The 19504-nt window shown below is 56.3% G+C and carries 18 protein-coding genes; 13 read left to right on the forward strand and 5 right to left on the reverse strand.

Annotated features, from left to right (window positions below):
• The first annotated feature begins 68 nt into the window (after window positions 1-68).
• The 11 genes from KO539_RS21515 (at window position 69) to KO539_RS21565 (ending at window position 11193) form a co-directional block, all read left to right on the forward strand.
• Window positions 69-1094, forward strand: coding sequence for a PoNe immunity protein domain-containing protein (locus KO539_RS21515; protein WP_219311591.1), 1026 nt, complete (start codon window positions 69-71; stop codon window positions 1092-1094).
• Window positions 1045-2199 (forward strand): PoNe immunity protein domain-containing protein, encoded by a 1155-nt coding sequence (locus KO539_RS30600; RefSeq protein ID WP_219311593.1) that lies wholly within the window; start codon window positions 1045-1047, stop codon window positions 2197-2199. Before KO539_RS21515 ends, KO539_RS30600 begins: the two co-directional genes overlap by 50 nt.
• Window positions 2120-3529, forward strand: a complete 1410-nt coding sequence (locus KO539_RS21525) for a type VI immunity family protein (protein WP_219311595.1) — start codon at window positions 2120-2122, stop codon at window positions 3527-3529. Before KO539_RS30600 ends, KO539_RS21525 begins: the two co-directional genes overlap by 80 nt.
• A gap of 292 nt (window positions 3530-3821) precedes the next feature.
• On the forward strand, window positions 3822-4847 hold the full coding sequence (locus tag KO539_RS21530) for a PoNe immunity protein domain-containing protein (protein ID WP_219311596.1): 1026 nt from the start codon (window positions 3822-3824) through the stop codon (window positions 4845-4847).
• A 90-nt stretch (window positions 4848-4937) separates the two neighbouring features.
• Window positions 4938-5963, forward strand: a complete 1026-nt coding sequence (locus KO539_RS21535) for a PoNe immunity protein domain-containing protein (protein ID WP_219311598.1) — start codon at window positions 4938-4940, stop codon at window positions 5961-5963.
• Window positions 5963-6340, forward strand: a complete 378-nt coding sequence (locus tag KO539_RS21540; protein ID WP_219311600.1) for a hypothetical protein — start codon at window positions 5963-5965, stop codon at window positions 6338-6340. The genes KO539_RS21535 and KO539_RS21540 overlap by 1 nt, the downstream gene beginning before the upstream one ends.
• A gap of 40 nt (window positions 6341-6380) precedes the next feature.
• Window positions 6381-7457, forward strand: coding sequence for a type VI immunity family protein (locus KO539_RS21545; protein WP_219311602.1), 1077 nt, complete (start codon window positions 6381-6383; stop codon window positions 7455-7457).
• Window positions 7454-8335 (forward strand): PoNe immunity protein domain-containing protein, encoded by an 882-nt coding sequence (locus KO539_RS21550; protein ID WP_219311604.1) that lies wholly within the window; start codon window positions 7454-7456, stop codon window positions 8333-8335. The genes KO539_RS21545 and KO539_RS21550 overlap by 4 nt, the downstream gene beginning before the upstream one ends.
• Window position 8336: 1 nt before the next feature.
• A complete protein-coding gene (locus tag KO539_RS21555; RefSeq protein WP_219311606.1) occupies window positions 8337-9254 on the forward strand; it encodes a PoNe immunity protein domain-containing protein in 918 nt (305 codons plus the stop codon).
• Between the two features lie 2 nt (window positions 9255-9256).
• Window positions 9257-10093 carry a PoNe immunity protein domain-containing protein gene (locus KO539_RS21560; RefSeq protein ID WP_219311608.1) on the forward strand — a complete coding sequence of 279 codons (837 nt, stop codon included), beginning with the start codon at window positions 9257-9259 and terminating at the stop codon, window positions 10091-10093.
• On the forward strand, window positions 10090-11193 hold the full coding sequence (locus tag KO539_RS21565) for a hypothetical protein (protein WP_219311610.1): 1104 nt from the start codon (window positions 10090-10092) through the stop codon (window positions 11191-11193). The genes KO539_RS21560 and KO539_RS21565 overlap by 4 nt, the downstream gene beginning before the upstream one ends.
• An 18-nt stretch (window positions 11194-11211) precedes the next feature.
• Here KO539_RS21565 and KO539_RS21570 read toward each other — a convergent pair whose 3' ends face one another.
• The 5 genes from KO539_RS21570 to KO539_RS21590 are packed head-to-tail and all read right to left on the reverse strand — an operon-like array spanning window position 11212 to window position 18099.
• A complete protein-coding gene (locus KO539_RS21570; protein ID WP_219311612.1) occupies window positions 11212-12855 on the reverse strand; it encodes a DUF2235 domain-containing protein in 1644 nt (547 codons plus the stop codon).
• Window positions 12856-12858: 3 nt separating this feature from the next.
• Window positions 12859-13521 carry a hypothetical protein gene (locus KO539_RS21575; protein WP_219311614.1) on the reverse strand — a complete coding sequence of 221 codons (663 nt, stop codon included), beginning with the start codon at window positions 13519-13521 and terminating at the stop codon, window positions 12859-12861.
• Window positions 13518-14453 (reverse strand): DUF4123 domain-containing protein, encoded by a 936-nt coding sequence (locus KO539_RS21580; RefSeq protein ID WP_219311616.1) that lies wholly within the window; start codon window positions 14451-14453, stop codon window positions 13518-13520. Before KO539_RS21580 ends, KO539_RS21575 begins: the two co-directional genes overlap by 4 nt.
• Before the next feature lie 2 nt (window positions 14454-14455).
• Window positions 14456-17353 (reverse strand): type VI secretion system Vgr family protein, encoded by a 2898-nt coding sequence (locus tag KO539_RS21585; RefSeq protein WP_219311618.1) that lies wholly within the window; start codon window positions 17351-17353, stop codon window positions 14456-14458.
• A complete protein-coding gene (locus tag KO539_RS21590) occupies window positions 17350-18099 on the reverse strand; it encodes a hypothetical protein (RefSeq protein ID WP_219311620.1) in 750 nt (249 codons plus the stop codon). Before KO539_RS21590 ends, KO539_RS21585 begins: the two co-directional genes overlap by 4 nt.
• A gap of 267 nt (window positions 18100-18366) precedes the next feature.
• Here KO539_RS21590 and KO539_RS21595 point away from each other — a divergent pair, with 267 nt between their 5' ends.
• On the forward strand, window positions 18367-19209 hold the full coding sequence (locus tag KO539_RS21595) for a M15 family metallopeptidase (protein WP_219311621.1): 843 nt from the start codon (window positions 18367-18369) through the stop codon (window positions 19207-19209).
• Window positions 19210-19220: 11 nt separating this feature from the next.
• On the forward strand, window positions 19221-19490 hold the full coding sequence (locus KO539_RS21600; RefSeq protein WP_035817470.1) for a PAAR domain-containing protein: 270 nt from the start codon (window positions 19221-19223) through the stop codon (window positions 19488-19490).
• The last annotated feature ends 14 nt before the right edge of the window (window positions 19491-19504 follow it).

A 19504-nucleotide genomic window follows, 5' to 3' on the forward strand; every position in this document is an offset into this window, starting at 1 on the left:
TACATTGAACGCAAGTTCGACAAAATCTTGCAGAAATCTGCGCCAAACAAGAAAAATGGTACTTCGCCATGAAAAATAGCGTCTTTCACGAACGGCGTCGGCAACAATTCCTCTACGAAGAGCTTTACAATAAAACACGGGAAAATCAATTCCTCCTCATTAAAGTAGGACATGATAATAAAAAAGTAGCCAGCACGATACAAAGCAAAAATTCGATTTATCAGTTCTTGCATCTCGAATTATTTTGGATCTGGATGTTGGACTACACCGCAGGCATCCCCATCAATGAACTTGCCTCGCGCCTTGTCGCCATTGTCGATGCATTTGAAAAATGGAATGATGCATATCAATTATTCCAACAGGATGCTGCACTCGAATTTCCAGAATTTGGGCATTACGAATATGTCGGCGCCCCGCAATTTTCCAATCCTTTTGAATACGAAAATACGCTTCAATTAATTAGCATTGCCATTTTGCTGCGCGACCAGCAATCGGTCATGCGCATCATTAATGTACTACGTAGTCACCGTGGGCAAGATGGAGTATTCGAACAATTAATTGGAGGATATGTCGAAAAAGAAATAACTCTAGACAGTTGCGTTCTTGGGAAACCCTATGACACGCTGCTGCAGGTATTTTATGAAGAAGATGAAGGTGCCACGCTCAATCTTTTGAAAAAATATCTGAAAATATGGTATCCAGCTATGAAGGATCATCCACGCTGGTATGATGAACACTTGCATATCAACGAGGAAGGTTATTCCGGTTATTATGGTTACTGGGCATTCGAAGCAGGTGCGACAGTCTATCTTCTCGATCTAGATGACAGCAGCATCAATCATCTGGTCTACCCAAAAGACCTTGTGGACTATGGGAGGAAATTACGCAAAGAGAACCGTTACACCAGCTTGCATACGAAACAACTGCACAACATTCACCGTGTTGAAGGGGGAAGTCCATGTCCCCAAAGTGGTTTCTGGGAAACCCCTGCAAAATTACACAGCCGCAGTCATTTTGAGCAGGGCCAAATCATGCCTGTTTTTGATGATGCTGCATACGGTGAAACCATCTGGCATTGGAGTGAAGAACAATAGCCAATTTTCCATCTGGCACAATCAGCGACTGGCCCACCGCCGAGCTGCGCCAGCGATCAGAAAAAACGACGGAAAAACAATGATGACAACCCCGTTCGACATGCGTCGCCGACAGCAATTTCTCTACGAAGATCTTTATAATAAAACGAGGGTAAATCAATTTGCGTTAATTAACGGGGGCATTGAAAACAAAAAAGTAGCCGACTCGACGCTGGAAAATTCTTCAGTGCATCAGTTTTTATATTTAGAAGCGTTCTGGATATGGATGCTCGACTATACGGCGGGCGAGCCGATCGCTGCACTGGCGCCGCGCATCGCCGACATCGTGGATAAGTTTGAAGAGTGGAATAAGGTCGATCAATTCTGTCAGCAGGAAGCAGCGCTCGAGTTTCCAGAGTTTGGGCCGTACGAATATGAGGGAGCACCGGAGTTTCCCATCCTTTCCGACTATCAGGACACACTGCAACTACTCAGCATTGCCATCCTTCTGCGCGACCATCATTCGGTTAAACGCATCATCTACATGCTACGCAGTCACCGTGGCCGCGATGGCCTGTTCGAACAATTGATTGACGGGTATGTGGAGGATGGACAAGCCCTCGACACCTGTATCATCGGCAAGCCCTATAGCACGCTGTTGCAAGTGTTCTATGAAGAAGATGAGAAGGCCACGCTCGACCTGCTCCAAAAATATTTGAGACAGTGGTATCCAGCCATGAAAAATCATCCGCGCTGGTATGACGGGCATCTGAGAATCCGGGACGAAGGCTACGCGCCCTATTACGGTTACTGGGCATTTGAAGCGGGTGCGACGGTTTTTTTACTCGACCTGGACGACAGCCAAATCGACCATCTTGTCTATCCCAAGGACCTGGTCGATTATGCACGTCAGCTGCGGAAAGATGGCCGCCACACTCGCCTGGGCACAGAACCTCTGATACGCAATGTGTGCGTCGAGGGCGGCCAGCCCTGCCCCCAAACTGGCTTCTGGGAAACCCCAGCAAAATTACACAGCCGTAGCCATTTTGAGCAAGGCCAAGTCATGCCTGTTTTTGATGATGCGGCATACGGTGAAACCATCTGGCATTGGAGTGAAGAACAATAGCCAATTTCCCATCTGGCACAGCCAGCGACTGGCCCAGCGCCGGGCTGCGTCAGCGCATGAGCCTTTGGAATGGCGCGCCTACGCAGGCCGGTCAGCGGCAAGCACTGGACATTCGGCTGCCAACCCGCAGATTGGAACAGGGCGAGATCATGAGCAATCTGGATGCTGCCTGTGGCTTGACGGTGTGGCATTTTCTGAAGGTATAAAAAACAACGACGTGAGAGGAGAAAAGATGAGCACAACGGAACGTTTTTTTACTGCCGAAGATGTAGAGGGAATGGTTGCGGACCTCAAGGAATGGCCAAACATGTCCTGTGACGATGGAAATCAAGATCTAGGTGTGTCTCCATTTACTACTTTCTATTTCCTCTACAACACTAAGCATCACCTTGATACGTCACTGCTGATGGTGGGTATTCATGAGGAATTTGAACGACTGACAGGGCATCCCTATCTTATCGGCACACATCCCGACTCGGAACGTCCCCACCCTTACGGGTCCAAGCGCTTACCCGATCTGCGTGAATTTGCGCGAAAAACAAAAAAAACAGACTATTTCGCCTTCAAATTTACCGATCAGAAAAAACACAACTCGTCTCCTTCTACTGCTGGATATTTCTGGAAAATGCGGGATCATATGAACGATGATCCAGAACCATCAAACAGGGATTACTCATCCATTCAATTCTACTATCGCTGGTCATGGTGGAAGGATAACAAGAATGCGTGGCGGCAGTTTGTTCTGAAAACCATGGAAAAACTAAAACCTGATCAGGTTTACAGCGGCTTTTCGATGGCCAATCCGCTTGCTTTCGGCACCCGCTCGGAAGTGACCGTGTGGGAACGCTCTCTGGCGCCGCGATTTTTTGGTTTGGACATTGATTATCCTTTTTCCATGAGCGGCTCGCTGGCAGACGGCATCCGCCCGCCAACTTGGGGCTTTTTGCTATCGGATACGTGGCGTGAAAAATTGGACCTCAGCCGCGACCACATAAAACTCAGCCTGCAGCATCCGCAAATCCGGATCGACGAGCTCGACTCCGGCCTATGGATCGAACTGGGCGAGGAGCCAGCGCTCTACCCGGTAGAGGACGGCGTACCGGAATTGCCGGCGCTGCTCAACAAGCTGCTCAAGCCGATCCGCAACGATCACATGGCCCTGCTGGGCTTTGGCCAATGGGACGGCGATCCCAACGAACGCTTCAACGATGCCGACTCGCTGCGCTGGATGCGGCGCTTCGATGCCGACAGCGACTGGCCCAGCACAGAGCTGCATCAGCGCCGCGATGACGGCGGCCCAGATGACGCCGCGCCAGCACAGGAGCCTTAGGAATTGCGCGCCTACGCCAGCGAGGCCTGCCCGCAGGCCGGACAATGGCAAGCGCTGGACATTCCGCCGCAAACCCGGCGATTTGAACAGGGCTAGATCATGAGCAATCTCGATTCCGCCTATGGCTTGACGGTGTGGCGCTTCCTGAACGCATGAAGAAACAGCGACGGTACCGAGGTTCGAGACCATCGACCTGATGCTCGATTGGAAAAGGCAATCATGCATTGCGGTTCGAGATACGCGTACCTTCTTTGACACGAATACAATTTACCCAAGAGAAAAGCACGTAACCATGGAAGATTTACCCTTTCATCAACGACGTAGACAGCATTTTCTCCATGAAGAACTTTATCAAAAAACACGGACAAATCAACTTTCCTTGATCCGGGGAGGAGAGGAAAACAGAAAGGATGCATATTCGATAGGCGAAAGTTCCTCCGTTCATCATTTTCTGTATCTGGAATTGCTCTGGATATGGATGCTTGACTACACGGCAGGCATAGCCCTCGATCAACTGGCGCCTCGAATCGCCGATATTGTGGACAAATTTGAAGTGTGGAACGAAGTGGATCAAAAGTATCAGCAGGAGTGTGCGCTGAAGCTGCCTGAATATGGTCCGTATACATATTCGGGGGCGCCCGATTTCTCGAGACTTTCCGACTACGAAGACACGCTGCAACTGCTGAGCATTGCCATCTTGGTACGCGATCAGCGTTCTGTCCAACGCATCATCCACGTACTACGTAGCCATCGCGGTCAAGATGGCCTGTTCGAGCAATTGATCAGTGCTTATGCCGACAACGTCGTCGAGCGCGATACCTGCGTACTTGGCGCCCCTTATGACACCTTGCTACATGTGTTTTATGAAGAAGACAAGACGGCCACACTCACCTTGCTCAAGAAATATCTGCAACAGTGGTATCCGGCAATGAAGGACCATCCACGCTGGCATGACGAGCATCTTAGAATCAGCGAAGGGGGCTATGCCGGCTATTATGGCTATTGGGCATTTGAAGTCGGAGCGGCGGTCTTTATTCTCGATCTGGACGACAGCGCTATTGATCATCTGATCTACCCCAAAGACCTGGTCAATTATGGCCGCAAGTTACGCGCGGAACACCGTTACACCAGTATGGATACTGACTTAATAAATAAGGCCGGTCGTATCGAGGGAGGCCAACCTTGCCCGCAAACCGGCTTCTGGGAAACCCAAGCAAAGTTACACAGCCGTAGCCATTTTGAGGAAGGTGACAGAATGCCAGTTTTCGATGACTCTAGATATGGAGAAACCATTTGGTATTGGAGTACGGAACAGTAACCTCAATGACAGCATGGGAGATGCTTCCCTCGAAATTCGTCAGCACTGATATATATTAATGTTCCACGGTGTTTAGCTTACAGGGAAACAATGAGTACCAGTTCATTCAATGCGCGGCGCCGGCAAAAATTTCTCCATGAAGACATTTACCATAACACGCGAAAAAACCAACTCGAATTATTTGAAGGACAACTTCTCAACAAAAATATCGCTGAGTCGACACAAAGTCAAACTGTCATTTACCAGTTTTTGTATTTGGAAGCGTTCTGGATATGGATACTCGACTATACGGCAGGTGAACCGATTGATGCACTGGCGCCGCGCATTGCAGACATCGTGGATAAATTTGAAGAATGGAATGAGGTGGATCAACTCTATCAGCAAGAATTGGCGCTCGATTTTCCAGAAGATGGGCCATATGAATATGAGGGTGCGCCGCAGTTTTCCACCCTTTCCGACTATGAGGACACACTACAACTGCTCAGCATCGCCATCCTGCTGCGCGATCAGCGTTCGGTGCGACGCATCATCCACGTGCTGCGCAGCCACCGTGGCCACGATGGGCTGTTCGAGCAATTGATTGGTGCATATGTCGAGGACAGTCAAGACTTGGACACCTGCATTATCAGCAAGCCCTACAACACTCTGCTGCAAGTGTTCCATGAGGAAGATGAGAAAGCTAGCTTGATCCTGCTTCAAAAATACCTGAAACAGTGGTATCCGGCCATGAAAAATCATCCGCGCTGGTACGATGAGCATCTCCACATCAACGAGGAAGGCTATGCCGCGTATTACGGTTACTGGGCCTTTGAAGCGGGGGCGACCGTCTTTATACTCGACCTGGACGACAGCCAGATCGACCATCTGGTCTATCCCAAAGACATGGTCGACTATGCGCGAACATTATGGGAAGAAGGCCGCTACACCAGTCAGGAAACAGAGCCACTGATACGCAAGGGGCGTGTCGAGGGCGACCAGCCCTGCCCTCAAACAGGTTTCTGGGAAACCCCAGCAAAGTCACACAGCCGTAGCCATTTTGAGCAAGACCAAGTCATGCCTGTTTTTGACGGTGCGGTACATGGCGAAACCATCTGGTACTGGAGTGAAGAACAATAATGATTACAAGGGACAGTTTTCTTGGCAATGACGATATCGAAGGATTTGTTTCCGATCTCAAGGAGTGGCCGAATTCATCTTATGGAAATGACCATATCACACATAATGTCAGCCCTTTCGTCAGCTTTTATTTTCTCTACGACAGCAAGCATCATCTTGATACGTCACTGCTGATGGTGGATATACATGAGCAATTTAAGCGTCTGACGGGAAACCCCTATCTTGTTGGCACGCACCCCGATTCGGAACGTCCTCACCCTTACGGCTCAAAGCGTTTGCCAGATCTGCGTGAATTTGCCCGAAAAAATGGGCCAGTAGCGAGTCGCATTGCTGCGTGTACCGGAAGACTGCATAGGCGTCGCAGCGAAGGAACCTAAAGAAAAAGAACGAACAGGAAACCAGATTGAGGAATAGACGATGAGCACAACGGAACGTTTTTTTACTGACGAAGATGTAGAGGGAATGGTTGCTGACCTCAAGGAATGGCCAAACATGTCCTGTGACGATGGAAATCAAGATCTGGGAGTGTCTCCTTTTATTACTTTCTATTTCTTATATGATACCAATCACTCTTTAACAACATCGCTACTGATGGTAGACATCCACGAAGATTTTGAGCGTTTAACTGGAATGCCTTATCTTTTCGCCACGCATCCAGATTCAGAACGGCCACATCGTTACGGGTCCAAACGCCTACCTGATTTGCGGGAGTTTGCGCACAAGAGAAAACCCGGTCAATCATTCATTTTCGATTTTTCTGATCAAAAAAATCACAGGTCATCTCCTTCCACAGCGGGATATTTTTGGAAGATGAAAGATTACATGAACGATAATTCAGAACCGTTAAACAAGGTTTACTCATCCATTCAATTCTACTATCGCTGGTCATGGTGGAAGGACAACAAGATAGCGTGGCGGCAGTTTGTTCTGGAAACCATGGAAAAACTAAAACCTGATCAGGTTTACAGCGCCTTTTCGATGGCCAATCCGCTTGCCTTCGGTACCCGCTCGGCAGTGACCGTGTGGGAACGCTCTCTGGCGCCGCGATTTTTTGGCTTGGACATTGATTATCCTTTTTCCATGAGCGGCTCACTGGCAGACGGCATCCGCCCGCCAACCTGGGGCTTTTTGCTATCGGATACGTGGCGTGAAAAATTGGACCTCAGCCGCGACCAGATAAAACTCAGCCTGCAGCATCCGCAAATCCGGATCGACGAGCTCGACTCCGGCCTATGGATCGAACTGGGCGAGGAGCCGGCGCTCTACCCGGTAGAGGACGGCGTGCCGGAATTGCCGGCGCTGCTCAACAAGCTGCTCAAGCCGATCCGCGACGATCACATGGCGCTGCTGGGCTTTGGCCAATGGGACGGCGATCCCAACGAACGCTTCAACGATGCCGACTCGCTGCGCTGGATGCGGCGCTTCGACGCCGACAGCGACTGGCCCAGCACCGAGCTGCGTCAGCGAGCAGCAAAAACGACGGGAAAACAATGATCACCACCCCGTTCGACGTGCGGCGCCGGCAGAAATTTCTCTACGAAGATCTTTACCATAAAACGCGGGAAAATCAACTCGCGATAATAGATGTTGAACTCGAAAATAAAAGAATAGCCGACTCAATGCAGGGAAATGCTTCCGTCCATCATTTTTTGTATTTAGAAGAATTCTGGATCTGGATGCTCGACTATACCGCTGGTGAGCCAATCGAGGCACTGGCGCCGCGCATCGCGGGTATCGTGGATAAATTTGAAGAATGGAATGAAGTCGATCAACTCTATCAGCAGGAAGCGGCGCTCGATTTTCCAGAAGATGGGCCATATGAATATGAGGGTACGCCGCAGTTTTCCACCCTTTCCGATTATGAAGACACGCTTCAACTGCTCAGCATCGCCATCCTGCTATGCGATCAGCGGTCGGTGCGACGCATCATCCACGTGCTGCGCAGCCACCGTGGCCACGATGGGCTGTTCGAGCAATTGATTGGTGCATATGTCGAGGACAGTCAAGACCTGGACACCTGCATTATCAGCAAGCCCTACAACACTCTGCTGCAAGTGTTCCATGAGGAAGATGAGAAAGCTAGCTTGATCCTGCTTCAAAAATACCTGAAACAGTGGTATCCGGCCATGAAAAATCATCCGCGCTGGTACGATGAGCATCTCAACATCAACGAGGAAGGCTATGCCGCGTATTACGGTTACTGGGCCTTTGAAGCGGGGGCGACCGTCTTTATACTCGACCTGGACGATAGCCAGATCGACCATCTGGTCTACCCCAAAGACCTGGTCGATTATGCGCGCCAGCTACGGAAAGAGAGCCGCCACAGCAGCGTGGAGATGAAACCATCGGCCAAACGAGAGCGCGGCGAATAAAATGAAAAATCCACCATTCGATGATCGCCGCCGCCAACAATTTCTTTGTCGGCAGTTATATGAAAAAACCCTGGAGAATTCACGTGCGCTGCTACAAGTTCAGCTAAGAAACAAGGAATCAGCTGAATGCGCTGGAGACACCAGTTTGGCTTGCCATTTCCTATATCTGGAAAATTTCTGGATCTGGATGCTGGATTACACCGCTGGCGTGCCAATCGAGGAACTTGCGCCACGGCTGTCCGATATCGTGGACAGGTTTTCGGAATGGAACGAAGCCGATCAGCATCAACAAAAGGAAATATTGTCGCAATACCCCGAGTATGGCCCATACAAATACAGGGCGGCGCCAAATTTCGGCGATCTTTCCGATTATGAAGATACGCTGCAATTACTAAGTGTCGCCATATTATTGCGCGATCAGCGCTCGGTCATGCGCATCATCCGCATATTTCGCAGCCACCGAGGACAGGACGGCCTGTTTGAACAGCTGATTGGCGCGTATGTGGACGATGAGATGCCCCTCGATACCTGCGTACTGGGCCAGCCCTACGAGACGTTGCTGCAGACGGTATATGAAAGCGATGAGGATGCGGCACAAACTCTCATTAAAAAATATTTGAAGCAGTGGTACCCTGCCATGAAGGATCATCCCCGCTGGTACAACGGCCATCTGCGCATTAGCGACGAAGGCCACGCTCCCTATTACGGTTACTGGGCATTTGAAGCCGGTGCAATGGCCTTTGTGTTTGACCTCGATGACAGCGGTATCGATCATTTCGCCTACCCGACAGATCTCGTTGCGTATGGGCGTGCACTACGCGAGGAAAACCGTTATACCAGCATAGATATGAATGCGGCGGGCGATGTCGGACATGTCGAAGGCAAACAGCCCTGCCGTGACACGGATTTTCGGGAGTAAGGATGCAGACTCTGGACGAACACACTTTTTTGGCCAGGCGCAGGGAACCGCTGCTGTCCTACGCGATTTACCTTGAAAGCAAGCACGGCATGGAAGAAGGCATCGGCATGGTGGCCGCCGGCTTGCTACAGCCAGCGGAAGTGCTGAAAAATATCCCGCCAGAAAATTTCATGACGGCCACGCGCCAGCGGGCATGGGATGGCATCGACCTGCTCAGCCTGGCTTACAGCGCTGGCCATACGACAGCCGATCTGCGTGCGCTGTACCCCACGATACTGGAATACTGGGAAGAGTATGCCAACTATGACAGGGCCTTTGACGTGCAGGCTGGCGCTGCGGAACAGGGGTTTCCCCACTTCGCCCTACCTGGTGACGGCTACGAGCAGGTCAACAGGATGATCTGCCTTGGCATTCTCCTGGGTTGGGGCAATTTGCTGCCCCGCCTGGCGCCCGTCATCGATTTCAACAACCATGAAAAAGATGGGCTGGTCGAACGCCTGCTGGCCTTTTCCGTCGATGGCAGGGATACCGACTGGCCGGAATGCACGCGCCGCCAGCCCTATGTCAAGACGCTCAAGATATTTGCGGCAGAAAAACAAGAGCGTCCGGCATTGATGCAGGACTACCTGGCAAAATGGTATGACGCCAGCCGCCGCGAACCCTACCATGACAGCCACGCGCGCGACACGTCATTTTCGGGCTACTGGTCATGGGAAGCGGCAGCCATCACCTGCCTGCTCGATATCGACGACAGCAGCTATCGCGATGCCGCATTCTATCCCGCCGACCTGGTGGCATTCCAGCGTCAGCCACCCTCCATGCGATTGGATCCAGCATGAGCAACAAACCCGCCGTGATGGCAGCCTGTCTCATTTTCGCCATGCCCGCGCTTGCGCACGCCGCCGACGGCCCCTTCCCAGGGATTTACTCCGTCATCGATCCCGTCACGGGCATGACACAAGATGTGCTGAAGATCAAACCCTTCATCGATGGCGAATTCAACGTCTTTCCCCGTTTCGCGGGCGAACGGGCATGGGCCGGCGTGCTCTCCGCCAAGGTCATGGGCGCCAAGGATCGCTACCTGGCGGAAGCATTATTCCCTCAGGACGGCAAGGTGCGCGCCCTGGCGATAGAGGACATCGGCTATCTCTACTACACGCCCGGCGGAAGTTATTCGCGCGACGGCCGCTCGGATACCGGCTACCTGAGCCATATCTTTGCCATCGGCATCAAGTCCATGCAGCGCCGTCCGCTGCTGGCAGGCCATGCCGAACGGGGCGAGCGCGGCCAGCATGACTACCGGCCCGGGGCCGATGAGGCAAAGATAGCGGTCAGCACCTTGAACTACAGCGCCCGGCCCATCCAGGTCGGCGTCAGCGATGCCGGCAATCCTGCCAACGCCGTCGATACCGATCCCCTGAATCCTTACATGAGCAGCGCCGCCAATTGCTGTTTCTACCTGCCAGCCGCCCCACAGAAGCCGGTACAGCTCAACATCGAGTACCACTGGCTACCGGACGGCAAGCCGGAAACGCGCACCTTGCCGCTGCCGGCCGGCACCGCCACCGAGGAACTGCTGGTCATCGTGCAGGCCGATGGCAAGCTGGCGCTGGAATTTCGCGCCCCGCACGCGTCGCTGTCGATGACGGCCGATGGCAATGTCGAGGCTGGCAATGGCCGGCTGTATCCGGCCCTGCCCGCCGCCGAGCGCAAGGCCGTGCTGGCCGCGGAACTGGCGCGTCAAAAAAATTCGCTACAAGACATCACCAGAAAACTGGAGAAAATGCCCGCGACGACATCGATGCAGCTCACGCAGCAGGTGGCTGAACAGGTCGCAGAGCGGCAGAGCGCCGTGACCTATCTGGAAGCGTTTTCCGCATGCAAAGCGGCCGTGCGCGAGTGCGACAAGCAAGCCAGGGCAGCGGTCCGCGCCAGATAGCGGCAAAGCCCGTTTCTGCTAGGCTATCGCCGTATCGCCACCTGCCGACGCTTCTTTCGGCACCAGCATCGCCTCTTTTACGCCGCCCAATTCCGGTTTTGAACCCTCATATCGCCAATAAAGATATTTCTTGCCCCGTTTCCCCATGAAATACTGCCGGTTTCGGGCCCAGCGACTGGCTTCAACAAAGCCGATACTGGCGTCAGTCATCTGATTCTTGAATCCCGCAACAGAATCATGCACATAACGATCGAAGAATTTGTCAAATAAAGTCCGCTCCGCAACCGACATCGACTTTCGGAGCTTGCCTTTCCAGGCATCGTAGATCGCGTCTTCCAGCGGTTCCGTGGCACTACGAAAAAAGCCTGTTTTCTTTTCTGCGATGTTCTGCACGTCGCGCTCCCATTCGCTGTCCGTCGTGGTCATGTATTTATCCGGCGTGGCATACATGACGGACTGCCCCTTTGCGATGATGGCTTCGCGTTCTTTGCGCGCCGCGCGCTGGCGTTCCGTGCGCCCCCAGCGCCAATGATAGTAATTGTTCATGTGGCTGATGACTTGTTTCTCGAGCCGCTTGTCTGCGCTGACGTGCTTCATGTAGGTGTCGAAGCATCCCTGCAATTCGCTGCTGATGTTAAACAGCGAGCCATAATCCTGAAGAACCTCTTCGGGAGACTTGAACGGCACCCCCGCCGCATATGCCGACAGATACATATTGCACAGCGGAATGCGCGACAACTCGTTTGAGCGTCCTTCCTGATTCATGTCGTCATAACCGCCGCCCACGTCGGAGTGGGCCCCGGGATAAAGGGTTTCCCGGCAGTTTGAGTCAGTGGCCTGATCGATTCGAATAGAATCGGATGGAAATTTCTCCCGCACTTCATGCGCTGCGACATAATGTTCGCAGAAGCGCACGTATGGTGGAATACGCAGATCGGCGGCCCATTCCGCATGGCCGCCCTCGTCTGCCAAATACATCACGCCCCCCCACACAGGTCCCAGGTAATATTTGAGATCGGACTCAAGGCGACTGCCGCCAAACCCCACCGAGGCCACGGTATCAAAAATGCCGAGGAAGTAAATCACCAGACGCGGCTGAATAAATCCGCCACTTTTGGTCCAGATCAGCCCATCTCCTTGCTGATAACATTGTCCTGCCAACTGACGCACAAAGGCCCGCGCCTGGGCTGCCCCCCGACTGAAGCCAAACACCGCAACATTGATTTGATTTACATGCGGCATGTGTTTGTCCACCCGCATCTTGAACTCCTTCAGCATCCAGCTGATCCGGGCCTGCCCTTTTGCAGCAGATGCCATGCCGAGCGCCCCATCGATTCCATCACCACTATCCTGAACCTCTGGAAACGGCGTGCCGACCCCTGGCGCATATATGGCGTAGGTCTTGTTTTTTTCATCTTCGGCCGTATGCGCAAATTTTCCCAATTTCGCAATATTGCTGTACTTTACCTTCGACGAAGCCAGCGAGCCATTGCCATCTTTTTTGAAATTATTTCCAGTGCCGTCAAAAAAACAACTGATCCAGACGGGCTTTCGGCAATCCGACTCCTTCGCACATTTTTCCAGTTCCTTGCGATAAATTCCTCGCGCAAGCCGCTCACTCTTCGTGACGTCGCTAAGCCGGCGTATCGTTGGATTGCTCATGGTCTATTCCCTGTGCGGTGTCTGCGGTATGCCATAAAAAGGATTCTCGATTTCCTGCTTGCAGAACTGGCCTTGGGGAAGGCGCGCCGAATGCAGTTTTACCTGCTCGGCAGCAAGCGGCGCCTGCGTCTTGAATGTGCCCAGATGTGCCTGAACCGTACCATCGGCAAGAAAGTGCAAAAGCACGATGGTTGGGCGCTCGGGCCCTTTGGCGGGCAGGATGTCAACAGTAGCCTGACACCAGCGGCTTCCAGGAGCACTCATCCTGAAAGTGCGTTCGTCATAGTCGACACTCGATTTTCCATCGTGGTAGGTCGTATCGAAAACCACGCTCCAGACCACGCGCACGCGCAGCGGTTTATCCACAGGACTATCCCAGATGAAACAGCAATTTCCACTGCTGAAACTGACTTTTTCACCATTGTCCATTTCCGCCTCGCTTGCATCGCGAAAAAAAATGGAACCACCGCTGGGCGCTTCATCGACATTGAATGGCAGTGAAATGCCCTTGAATGCGATCGAATAAATATCGTACGGCGTGTAGTTATATGACGTGGTAGTGAAGGTTTTCTCGCTTAATTCCTGTTGCAAGCGTTCTTCCTTCGCCCTGGAATCGCAAGCGGCCAAAATAAATAGGCATAATATGATGCAGGTCAGTTTTTTCATGTCGGGATCGCATTCATATTGGAAGCGGAAACTTCTTCGAGCGCAGCCCATTGCCCAGGAGTCCAGGCCAGGATCCGGTCACTGAAGGACTGCGCCGTTCCTTCGGCCTGCAAAGCGATGGCGGCGAGTGGCGCCAGATGAAAATCGGCACCTAACATGAGCGACAACATGCAGTAACTTTTCAAGTCTGTGGGCGAACTTAATCCATATGCCTGCGCCCTGCCCAGTTGTTCAAAAAAAAAGTCGTAGCGCTGATCCGGAGGCAAACCATCGAGCGCCTGCGGATCATCGCTCTCCATTTGCTTCATCAGCATGTACGGCGCTGCTCTATGCATCAGTTCGAGATATTGATGTTGTGTCAAAAGCATGCATTCACTGCCAGGCGGGGCAGGCGCCTCATTTTTCTCGCCAGGTACAATTTGTGGCACCCCACGCACGTCCTTGTACAACCAGCCCGTGATGCCTGCGAGTGCAGTCTTGCGCTGCGCCGTTTCCAGCACGTCCAGCCAATGCGGCAGGATAAGCGGATCGTAGTAGCGCATGATCCACTCGGTACCGTCATCGTGCACCACCTCTGTCAACCAGGTCAGCCGTTCTAACAATTGCTGCAGGGGCTGGCCAGAAACAATCAGCGACATAAAATGGGCGCTGCCGGCAGTGCACAGCAATTTGGCGAGCAAGGGACATTTCTCGCGCTGCATATGCCGCAACAATATCGGGCCAGCGTACAGGGCGTCCGGCTCAGCCAATTCACCCAACAGGGAATACAACTCAACGCTGTGATCGCCAGGCAAGCGGATACGGGCCACACCATCCAACTTGGCACCATCAATCAAGCTGTAGAGGGACTCCCCCTTGTCGAGAGCAGGACGATCGAGCAGCGCAAGCAACTGCAAACCACACGCGGGGGCCCCGCCATCGTTTTCGCGCATGATCATTCCCCCTTCGCGGCAAAGGGCGAGCCGCTCCTGGCCGCATTTAACAGACATTCCTTGCAAATACTGCGAGGCATTACCGGCAGTGGATAGCTTGCACGGGATGGCCCGTCAAAACTCTTCTTGCCGGCATGCACCGTGATCTTGCCCGGGCACTGCACGGTGATGTTGCCGCCCTCGATGGTGATATTCGCCCCGCCCGCCGTCGACAGGCGGATGCTTTTCGCCGCCGCCCAGTCGATGTGCGCGGCGGCGCTGACGATATTGACTTCCTCGCGCGCCTGCACGTTGAGCATGTCGGCCTGCGCCTGCAGGTCGATGGCTTGTTTGGCGGCGATCAGTTGCAGGCCGATATTGTTCTCGCCCGCCTTGACGACGCCGGCCAGCGCGCCGATGGCCTGGCCGCTGTGCACGCGCAACTGGCCGCCGCCGACGAATTGGGTGTCCTGGCCGCTCATCAAGGAGGTGGTTTCGCCATTGACCAGCTGGATATCCTGGCCCGCCAGCACGCCCAGGCCGGCGCGGGCGGCGATGGCGATGATGGCGTCGCTGCTGTGCGGCAGCTTGTCGTCGCCGGGACTGGTCGGCTTGTCCGCCGCGTCGCGCCTGGCGGCGGCCGTATTTTCCTGGCTCAGCATGCCGGAAACGCTGGTCAGGAACGCGGGCAAGGGCGCCGCCTTTTCGTCGAGCACGCTGGCATTCGCCTTGGCCGGGCCCAGGTGGCTGGCATACGCGACCGTCTTGTGCGTGACGGCGGCGGCGCTGAAGGTTGCACCCAGCTTTGCTGCCTGCTTGAGCAAGACCATGCCGGGCGCATTGTCGCCGGCCGGATCGCGCGCCTGCGCGTCGTGGTTGACGAGGTAGCTGGAAATCAATAGCCCGGCGCCGGCCCGCACGGCGCCGTAAGCGTCCGTGCGCAGCTCGGCGCCCGTGCCGCGCAGGCTGCCCCGGTAATTGTCGGCCGCATGAATCAGGTGGCCAAGATTGAGTTCGCTTGCCGCATGGCTGCTCTTGAGCTGGATGCGCCCCTGCTGGTCGGTATCGTCGAACAGCAACTGGTTGTAGCCAGAGCCGGAGCCGGCGGCGCCGAATTCCTTGCTGCGGATGCCCCATTGCGCCGCGCCGTTGCGGTGACCGGCGCTGCCGCCAGCCGCGCCATGCCAGAGCGGACTGTTGCCGCCGGCCACGTTGCCCTGCGCCGATGGCGCATGGTCGCGCGCCGGCTCGAAGACGCTGGCGTCCGCAGGCTTGTCCGTGATGCCGCCCGGCGTGGGCGCGACGCCGCCCTCGCCTTGCCCGTTGTACAGGGCGCCGACGATGATGGGCCGGTCGATATCGTTTTCCAGAAATTGCACCAGCACTTCCTGGCCGATGCGCGGCAGGAACTGGCTGCCCATGCCGCCGCCGGCCGAGCGCTGCGCCACGCGCACCCAGCAGGTGGCGCTGCCGTCAAGTTGCCAGTGGAAACGGATGCGCACCCGGCCCAGCTTGTCGCAATGGATCTCGCTGCCGCCGCTGGCGCTGGTGCCGCCGTCGGCGCCGACGACGATGGCGCTCTGGCTGCCGCAGGCCGTCGGTTTCGGGTGGTGGCGCGCGTCGCCGCCGTCATGCACGGGGCGCCATGGCGTATCGGCCGCGATCGCTTCAATATGGTTGGCATAGCCGCTCTCGGCCGCCTGCGCGATCACTTGCTGGAATTGCGCGATATCGCGCGGCGCCAGCGCCTGGCCAGCCAGGCTTTCCTGCAGCAATTCGGGGATGGGGCCGAACAGTTCAGCCAGGCCCTGCCGCGCGGGCGCCGGCAGATTATTCACGCCCACGCTGCACACGCGCAGCACCACCAGCGCCGGCGCCTCGGCGCCATCCTGCTGCAGCGGTCCTTGCGTCAGGGTAAAGCGCGTGCCGGCACGCAAGGTGCGCACGGTCGAACGCGCCTGCCAGCGCTCGCCGCGCGCTTCGATCGCCTGCATCTGCAGCAAGGCGTAGCGTTCGGCCTGGGCCGCACTGGCATAGAAATACTGGCCCGGCGTGTCATAGCTTTCCAGCGCGGGCGCGTTTTTCCCGCCCGGCGCCAGCCGCGTCGGCACGCTGGCGCTGACGGCTTTCTTGGCCTTGTAATCGTAGCTGAGCACGCTCGCCACCGCCGTGCGCAAGACGCGCGCCCGGCTGAGCGCCTGGATGGAATCGGCCTGTTCCATGGCCCGCGCGCCATGAAAACGGATGCCACCGCCTTGCGCGCTGCTGGCGTCTTCCGGCACCGCGCTCAAGGCGCTGCTGTCGGCGAACAGCACCAGGCAATGGCCGCCCTCATGTTCTTCAAAACGCCAGGCCAGACCTTCTTCGCTCAGCAGGCGCGTGACGAAAGCCAGGTCCGACTCGCGGTACTGGCAGCAATAGCTGCGCGGCTGCGCCTCGGCCATGAACGGTCCCGTGTCGCCGCTCCAGCGCCAGTCGGCTTGCGGCGCGTACGCCTGGAACACGCTGTCGACGATCTCGATCACGCTCTTGTCTTGCCAGACGCGGCTGTTGCGCACCTGGCTCAACAGCCATAGCCACGGCGTCAGGCGCAGCCGGAAACGGGCCAGTCCGCCATCGCTGCCCAGCATGGCCGCAGCACTGATATAGCCGGAAAACTGCGTGCGCGTGCCATCGGCCAGGCTGGCGTGCAGCGCGGCCGGCTTGCCCAGCAACGGCGCCAGCGCCACATTCGCCTGCGTGGACAGCACGATGATGTCGCGCGCGCCCACGGTCTGCAACTGCTCGTCGGCGACAAACGCTTCCACCAGCCACTGTGACGTCCCGCCCTCGCCGCCGTCCAGCGACAGCTCATACAGCCGCGTCACGCTGCTGAAACCAGCCAGGGAAGCGTTGACCTGATCGGCGCTGGCGGCACTCATTTTCCGCCTTTCGCGGCAACTTGCCCGGCCTTGCATTGCGCGTTGTCGGCATGGCCCTGGCAGGCGCGCGCGCGGCAGGCCACGGCGGCGTCGCGCTTGAGCGTCGCGCATTGCTGCAACTGGGTCCGCAGGCCTGAAGCGGTTTTCTTCGGCACCGGCGCGGCCTGCGTGTGGGCCAGCAGGGCCGACAGCAGGGCGACATCGCTGTCTTCGGCGCGGCGCGCGGGCGTGGCAGCCGGCCCTTTCACCGGTGGCTTTTTGGCTGCAGGACGTGGGGCCTTGACCGCCGGTTTCACGGCAGCCGGTGGCGGCGATGGCGTTTCCAGCGCCTTGCTCAGCACATCGTCGGGATGCGCGGCACGCGCGTTCCCGGCAGCGGCTGTGGCGGCTGTGGCGGTCGCGCCGGCATCGAGCATCTCGCTCAGGCTCTGCTGCGGTGCAACCGCGCCGGACGGCGCCTCGTCATGGATGCTGGCGACGGCCGGCGGCGCCACGGCGGCGGGTGCGGCGGTGGCGGCGGGCAGGGGAAGCGGCGCAGCTGGCGCAGCGTCGTCGCCAGCCCGTTCTCCGCGCTGGCCCAGCCAGACGCCGGCGGCCAACAAGAGCAGCAGCGCGGCCACCGCGCCCATGCCCCCGCGCAGCGCCAGACTGCCGCGCCTGGCCCTGACGGGCGAGCCGGTATTGCCACCCTCGAGCGTGGTCAGGATGCGGTTACGGTCGGCCTCCGCCTGCTGCGCCTGGGTCAACAGGCTGGGCCGGGCCGGGAGCCGGGGGCTATCGTCATGAGTTCGCAAAATGTGCGCTCCTGTAATATTTGCAAGACTTTACGCTATTCAACAAAATCATGACGCGTGCCATAAAATCAACAGTGCGCACCCCCCGCACAATTGAAAAAGCCCCCCTTAATTATCAGTTTTGTAAGATATACTTCCAGGCAATATCCATCGCTTCCCTGTTTTCCCTGATGGACAGCACCGTTCCCCGCAGCCAAACATTTATTGATTGAGGTTAGCGTGTTCCTACTCGCGGTAGCGCTGTATTTCATCCTGGCATGCCTGATCAGCTGGCTGATCCTGTTTCCTGCCGGGCGCGATTTCGTGCTGCACGCCGTCGATGGCGCGGAGCAGCGCCTCGCCGCCTGCCTGCAGCGCGTGGCCAGGCGCCGGCAGACGGGCATGGCCAGCCTGGGACTGCGCGGCGCCACGCTGTGGGCCCGCACGGCCGACCTGCTGCGCCGTCATTACCTGCTGTGTCTCGCGGGCGTGGCCGCGATCAGCCTGCCGACCCTGCTGGCCCTGATGGCCGACAGCAAATCCATGCTGGGCGCCTACGATGTGTCGACGCGGGAAATGAATACGCAGGTGGCAAGCCTGTTGCAGGGCGAGCAGCTGGTGCCGCCCGTCGACCTGCCGCCGCTGGTGTTTGCCACCGAAGAAGTGCGCCAGGAGCGTCCGCTGCTGGTATCGGCCAGCCGCAACTGGACCTTGCTGAATGTGGAATACGCCCAGCGCCTGCTGCTGGTCTTCAAGATCATGAAGGAAAAACATGGCTACGAGATGGCGCTGCTGGAAGGCTACCGCAGTCCCGAGCGGCAAGACATGTTGGCAGGCATGGGCCCCAACGTCAGCAACGCGGCCGCCTTTCAAAGCTGGCACCAGTACGGCCTGGCGGCCGACTGCGCCTTCCTGCGCAATGGCAAGCTGGTCATATCCGAGAAGGACCCATGGGCCATGCGCGGCTACCAGTTGTATGGCGAAGTGGCCGAATCGGTCGGCATGACCTGGGGCGGACGCTGGAAGATGATGGATTTCGGGCATACGGAACTGCGCCTGCCCGGCGTCATGAAAAAACACTGAAGGGAGCGCGTATGGCGGGTCCGGTAATCAGATTAGGCGACAAGACATCGCATGGCGGCACCGTGCTGGAAGCATCGGCGGTGAGCGACAGCGGCGGCATCGGCATGGCGCGGGTCGGCGACAAGGTCGCCTGTCCCCTGCCCGGCCATGGCGTATGCCCCATCGTCAGCGGCGACTCCAGCCTCATCGTCGATGGCAAGCCCGTGGCGCGCCACGGCGACAAGACCAGCTGCGGGGCGCTGCTGATCGCCAGCCAGCAAGCCACCACCGACCAGGCATGACGACCCTGCCCATA

This window comes from Janthinobacterium sp. NKUCC06_STL (assembly GCF_019345455.1).
GTDB lineage: Bacteria > Pseudomonadota > Gammaproteobacteria > Burkholderiales > Burkholderiaceae_D > Janthinobacterium > Janthinobacterium rivuli.

Coding starts and splice junctions, on each gene's coding strand:
- KO539_RS21515 (WP_219311591.1), top strand. CDS start 69: ATGAAAAATAGCGTCTTTCACGAACGGCGTCGGCAACAATTCCTCTAC.
- KO539_RS30600 (WP_219311593.1), top strand. CDS start 1,045: ATGATGCTGCATACGGTGAAACCATCTGGCATTGGAGTGAAGAACAAT.
- KO539_RS21530 (WP_219311596.1), top strand. CDS start 3,822: ATGGAAGATTTACCCTTTCATCAACGACGTAGACAGCATTTTCTCCAT.
- KO539_RS21535 (WP_219311598.1), top strand. CDS start 4,938: ATGAGTACCAGTTCATTCAATGCGCGGCGCCGGCAAAAATTTCTCCAT.
- KO539_RS21540 (WP_219311600.1), top strand. CDS start 5,963: ATGATTACAAGGGACAGTTTTCTTGGCAATGACGATATCGAAGGATTT.
- KO539_RS21545 (WP_219311602.1), top strand. CDS start 6,381: ATGAGCACAACGGAACGTTTTTTTACTGACGAAGATGTAGAGGGAATG.
- KO539_RS21550 (WP_219311604.1), top strand. CDS start 7,454: ATGATCACCACCCCGTTCGACGTGCGGCGCCGGCAGAAATTTCTCTAC.
- KO539_RS21555 (WP_219311606.1), top strand. CDS start 8,337: ATGAAAAATCCACCATTCGATGATCGCCGCCGCCAACAATTTCTTTGT.
- KO539_RS21560 (WP_219311608.1), top strand. CDS start 9,257: ATGCAGACTCTGGACGAACACACTTTTTTGGCCAGGCGCAGGGAACCG.
- KO539_RS21565 (WP_219311610.1), top strand. CDS start 10,090: ATGAGCAACAAACCCGCCGTGATGGCAGCCTGTCTCATTTTCGCCATG.
- KO539_RS21570 (WP_219311612.1), bottom strand. CDS start 12,855: ATGAGCAATCCAACGATACGCCGGCTTAGCGACGTCACGAAGAGTGAG.
- KO539_RS21575 (WP_219311614.1), bottom strand. CDS start 13,521: ATGAAAAAACTGACCTGCATCATATTATGCCTATTTATTTTGGCCGCT.
- KO539_RS21580 (WP_219311616.1), bottom strand. CDS start 14,453: ATGCGCGAAAACGATGGCGGGGCCCCCGCGTGTGGTTTGCAGTTGCTT.
- KO539_RS21585 (WP_219311618.1), bottom strand. CDS start 17,353: ATGAGTGCCGCCAGCGCCGATCAGGTCAACGCTTCCCTGGCTGGTTTC.
- KO539_RS21600 (WP_035817470.1), top strand. CDS start 19,221: ATGGCGGGTCCGGTAATCAGATTAGGCGACAAGACATCGCATGGCGGC.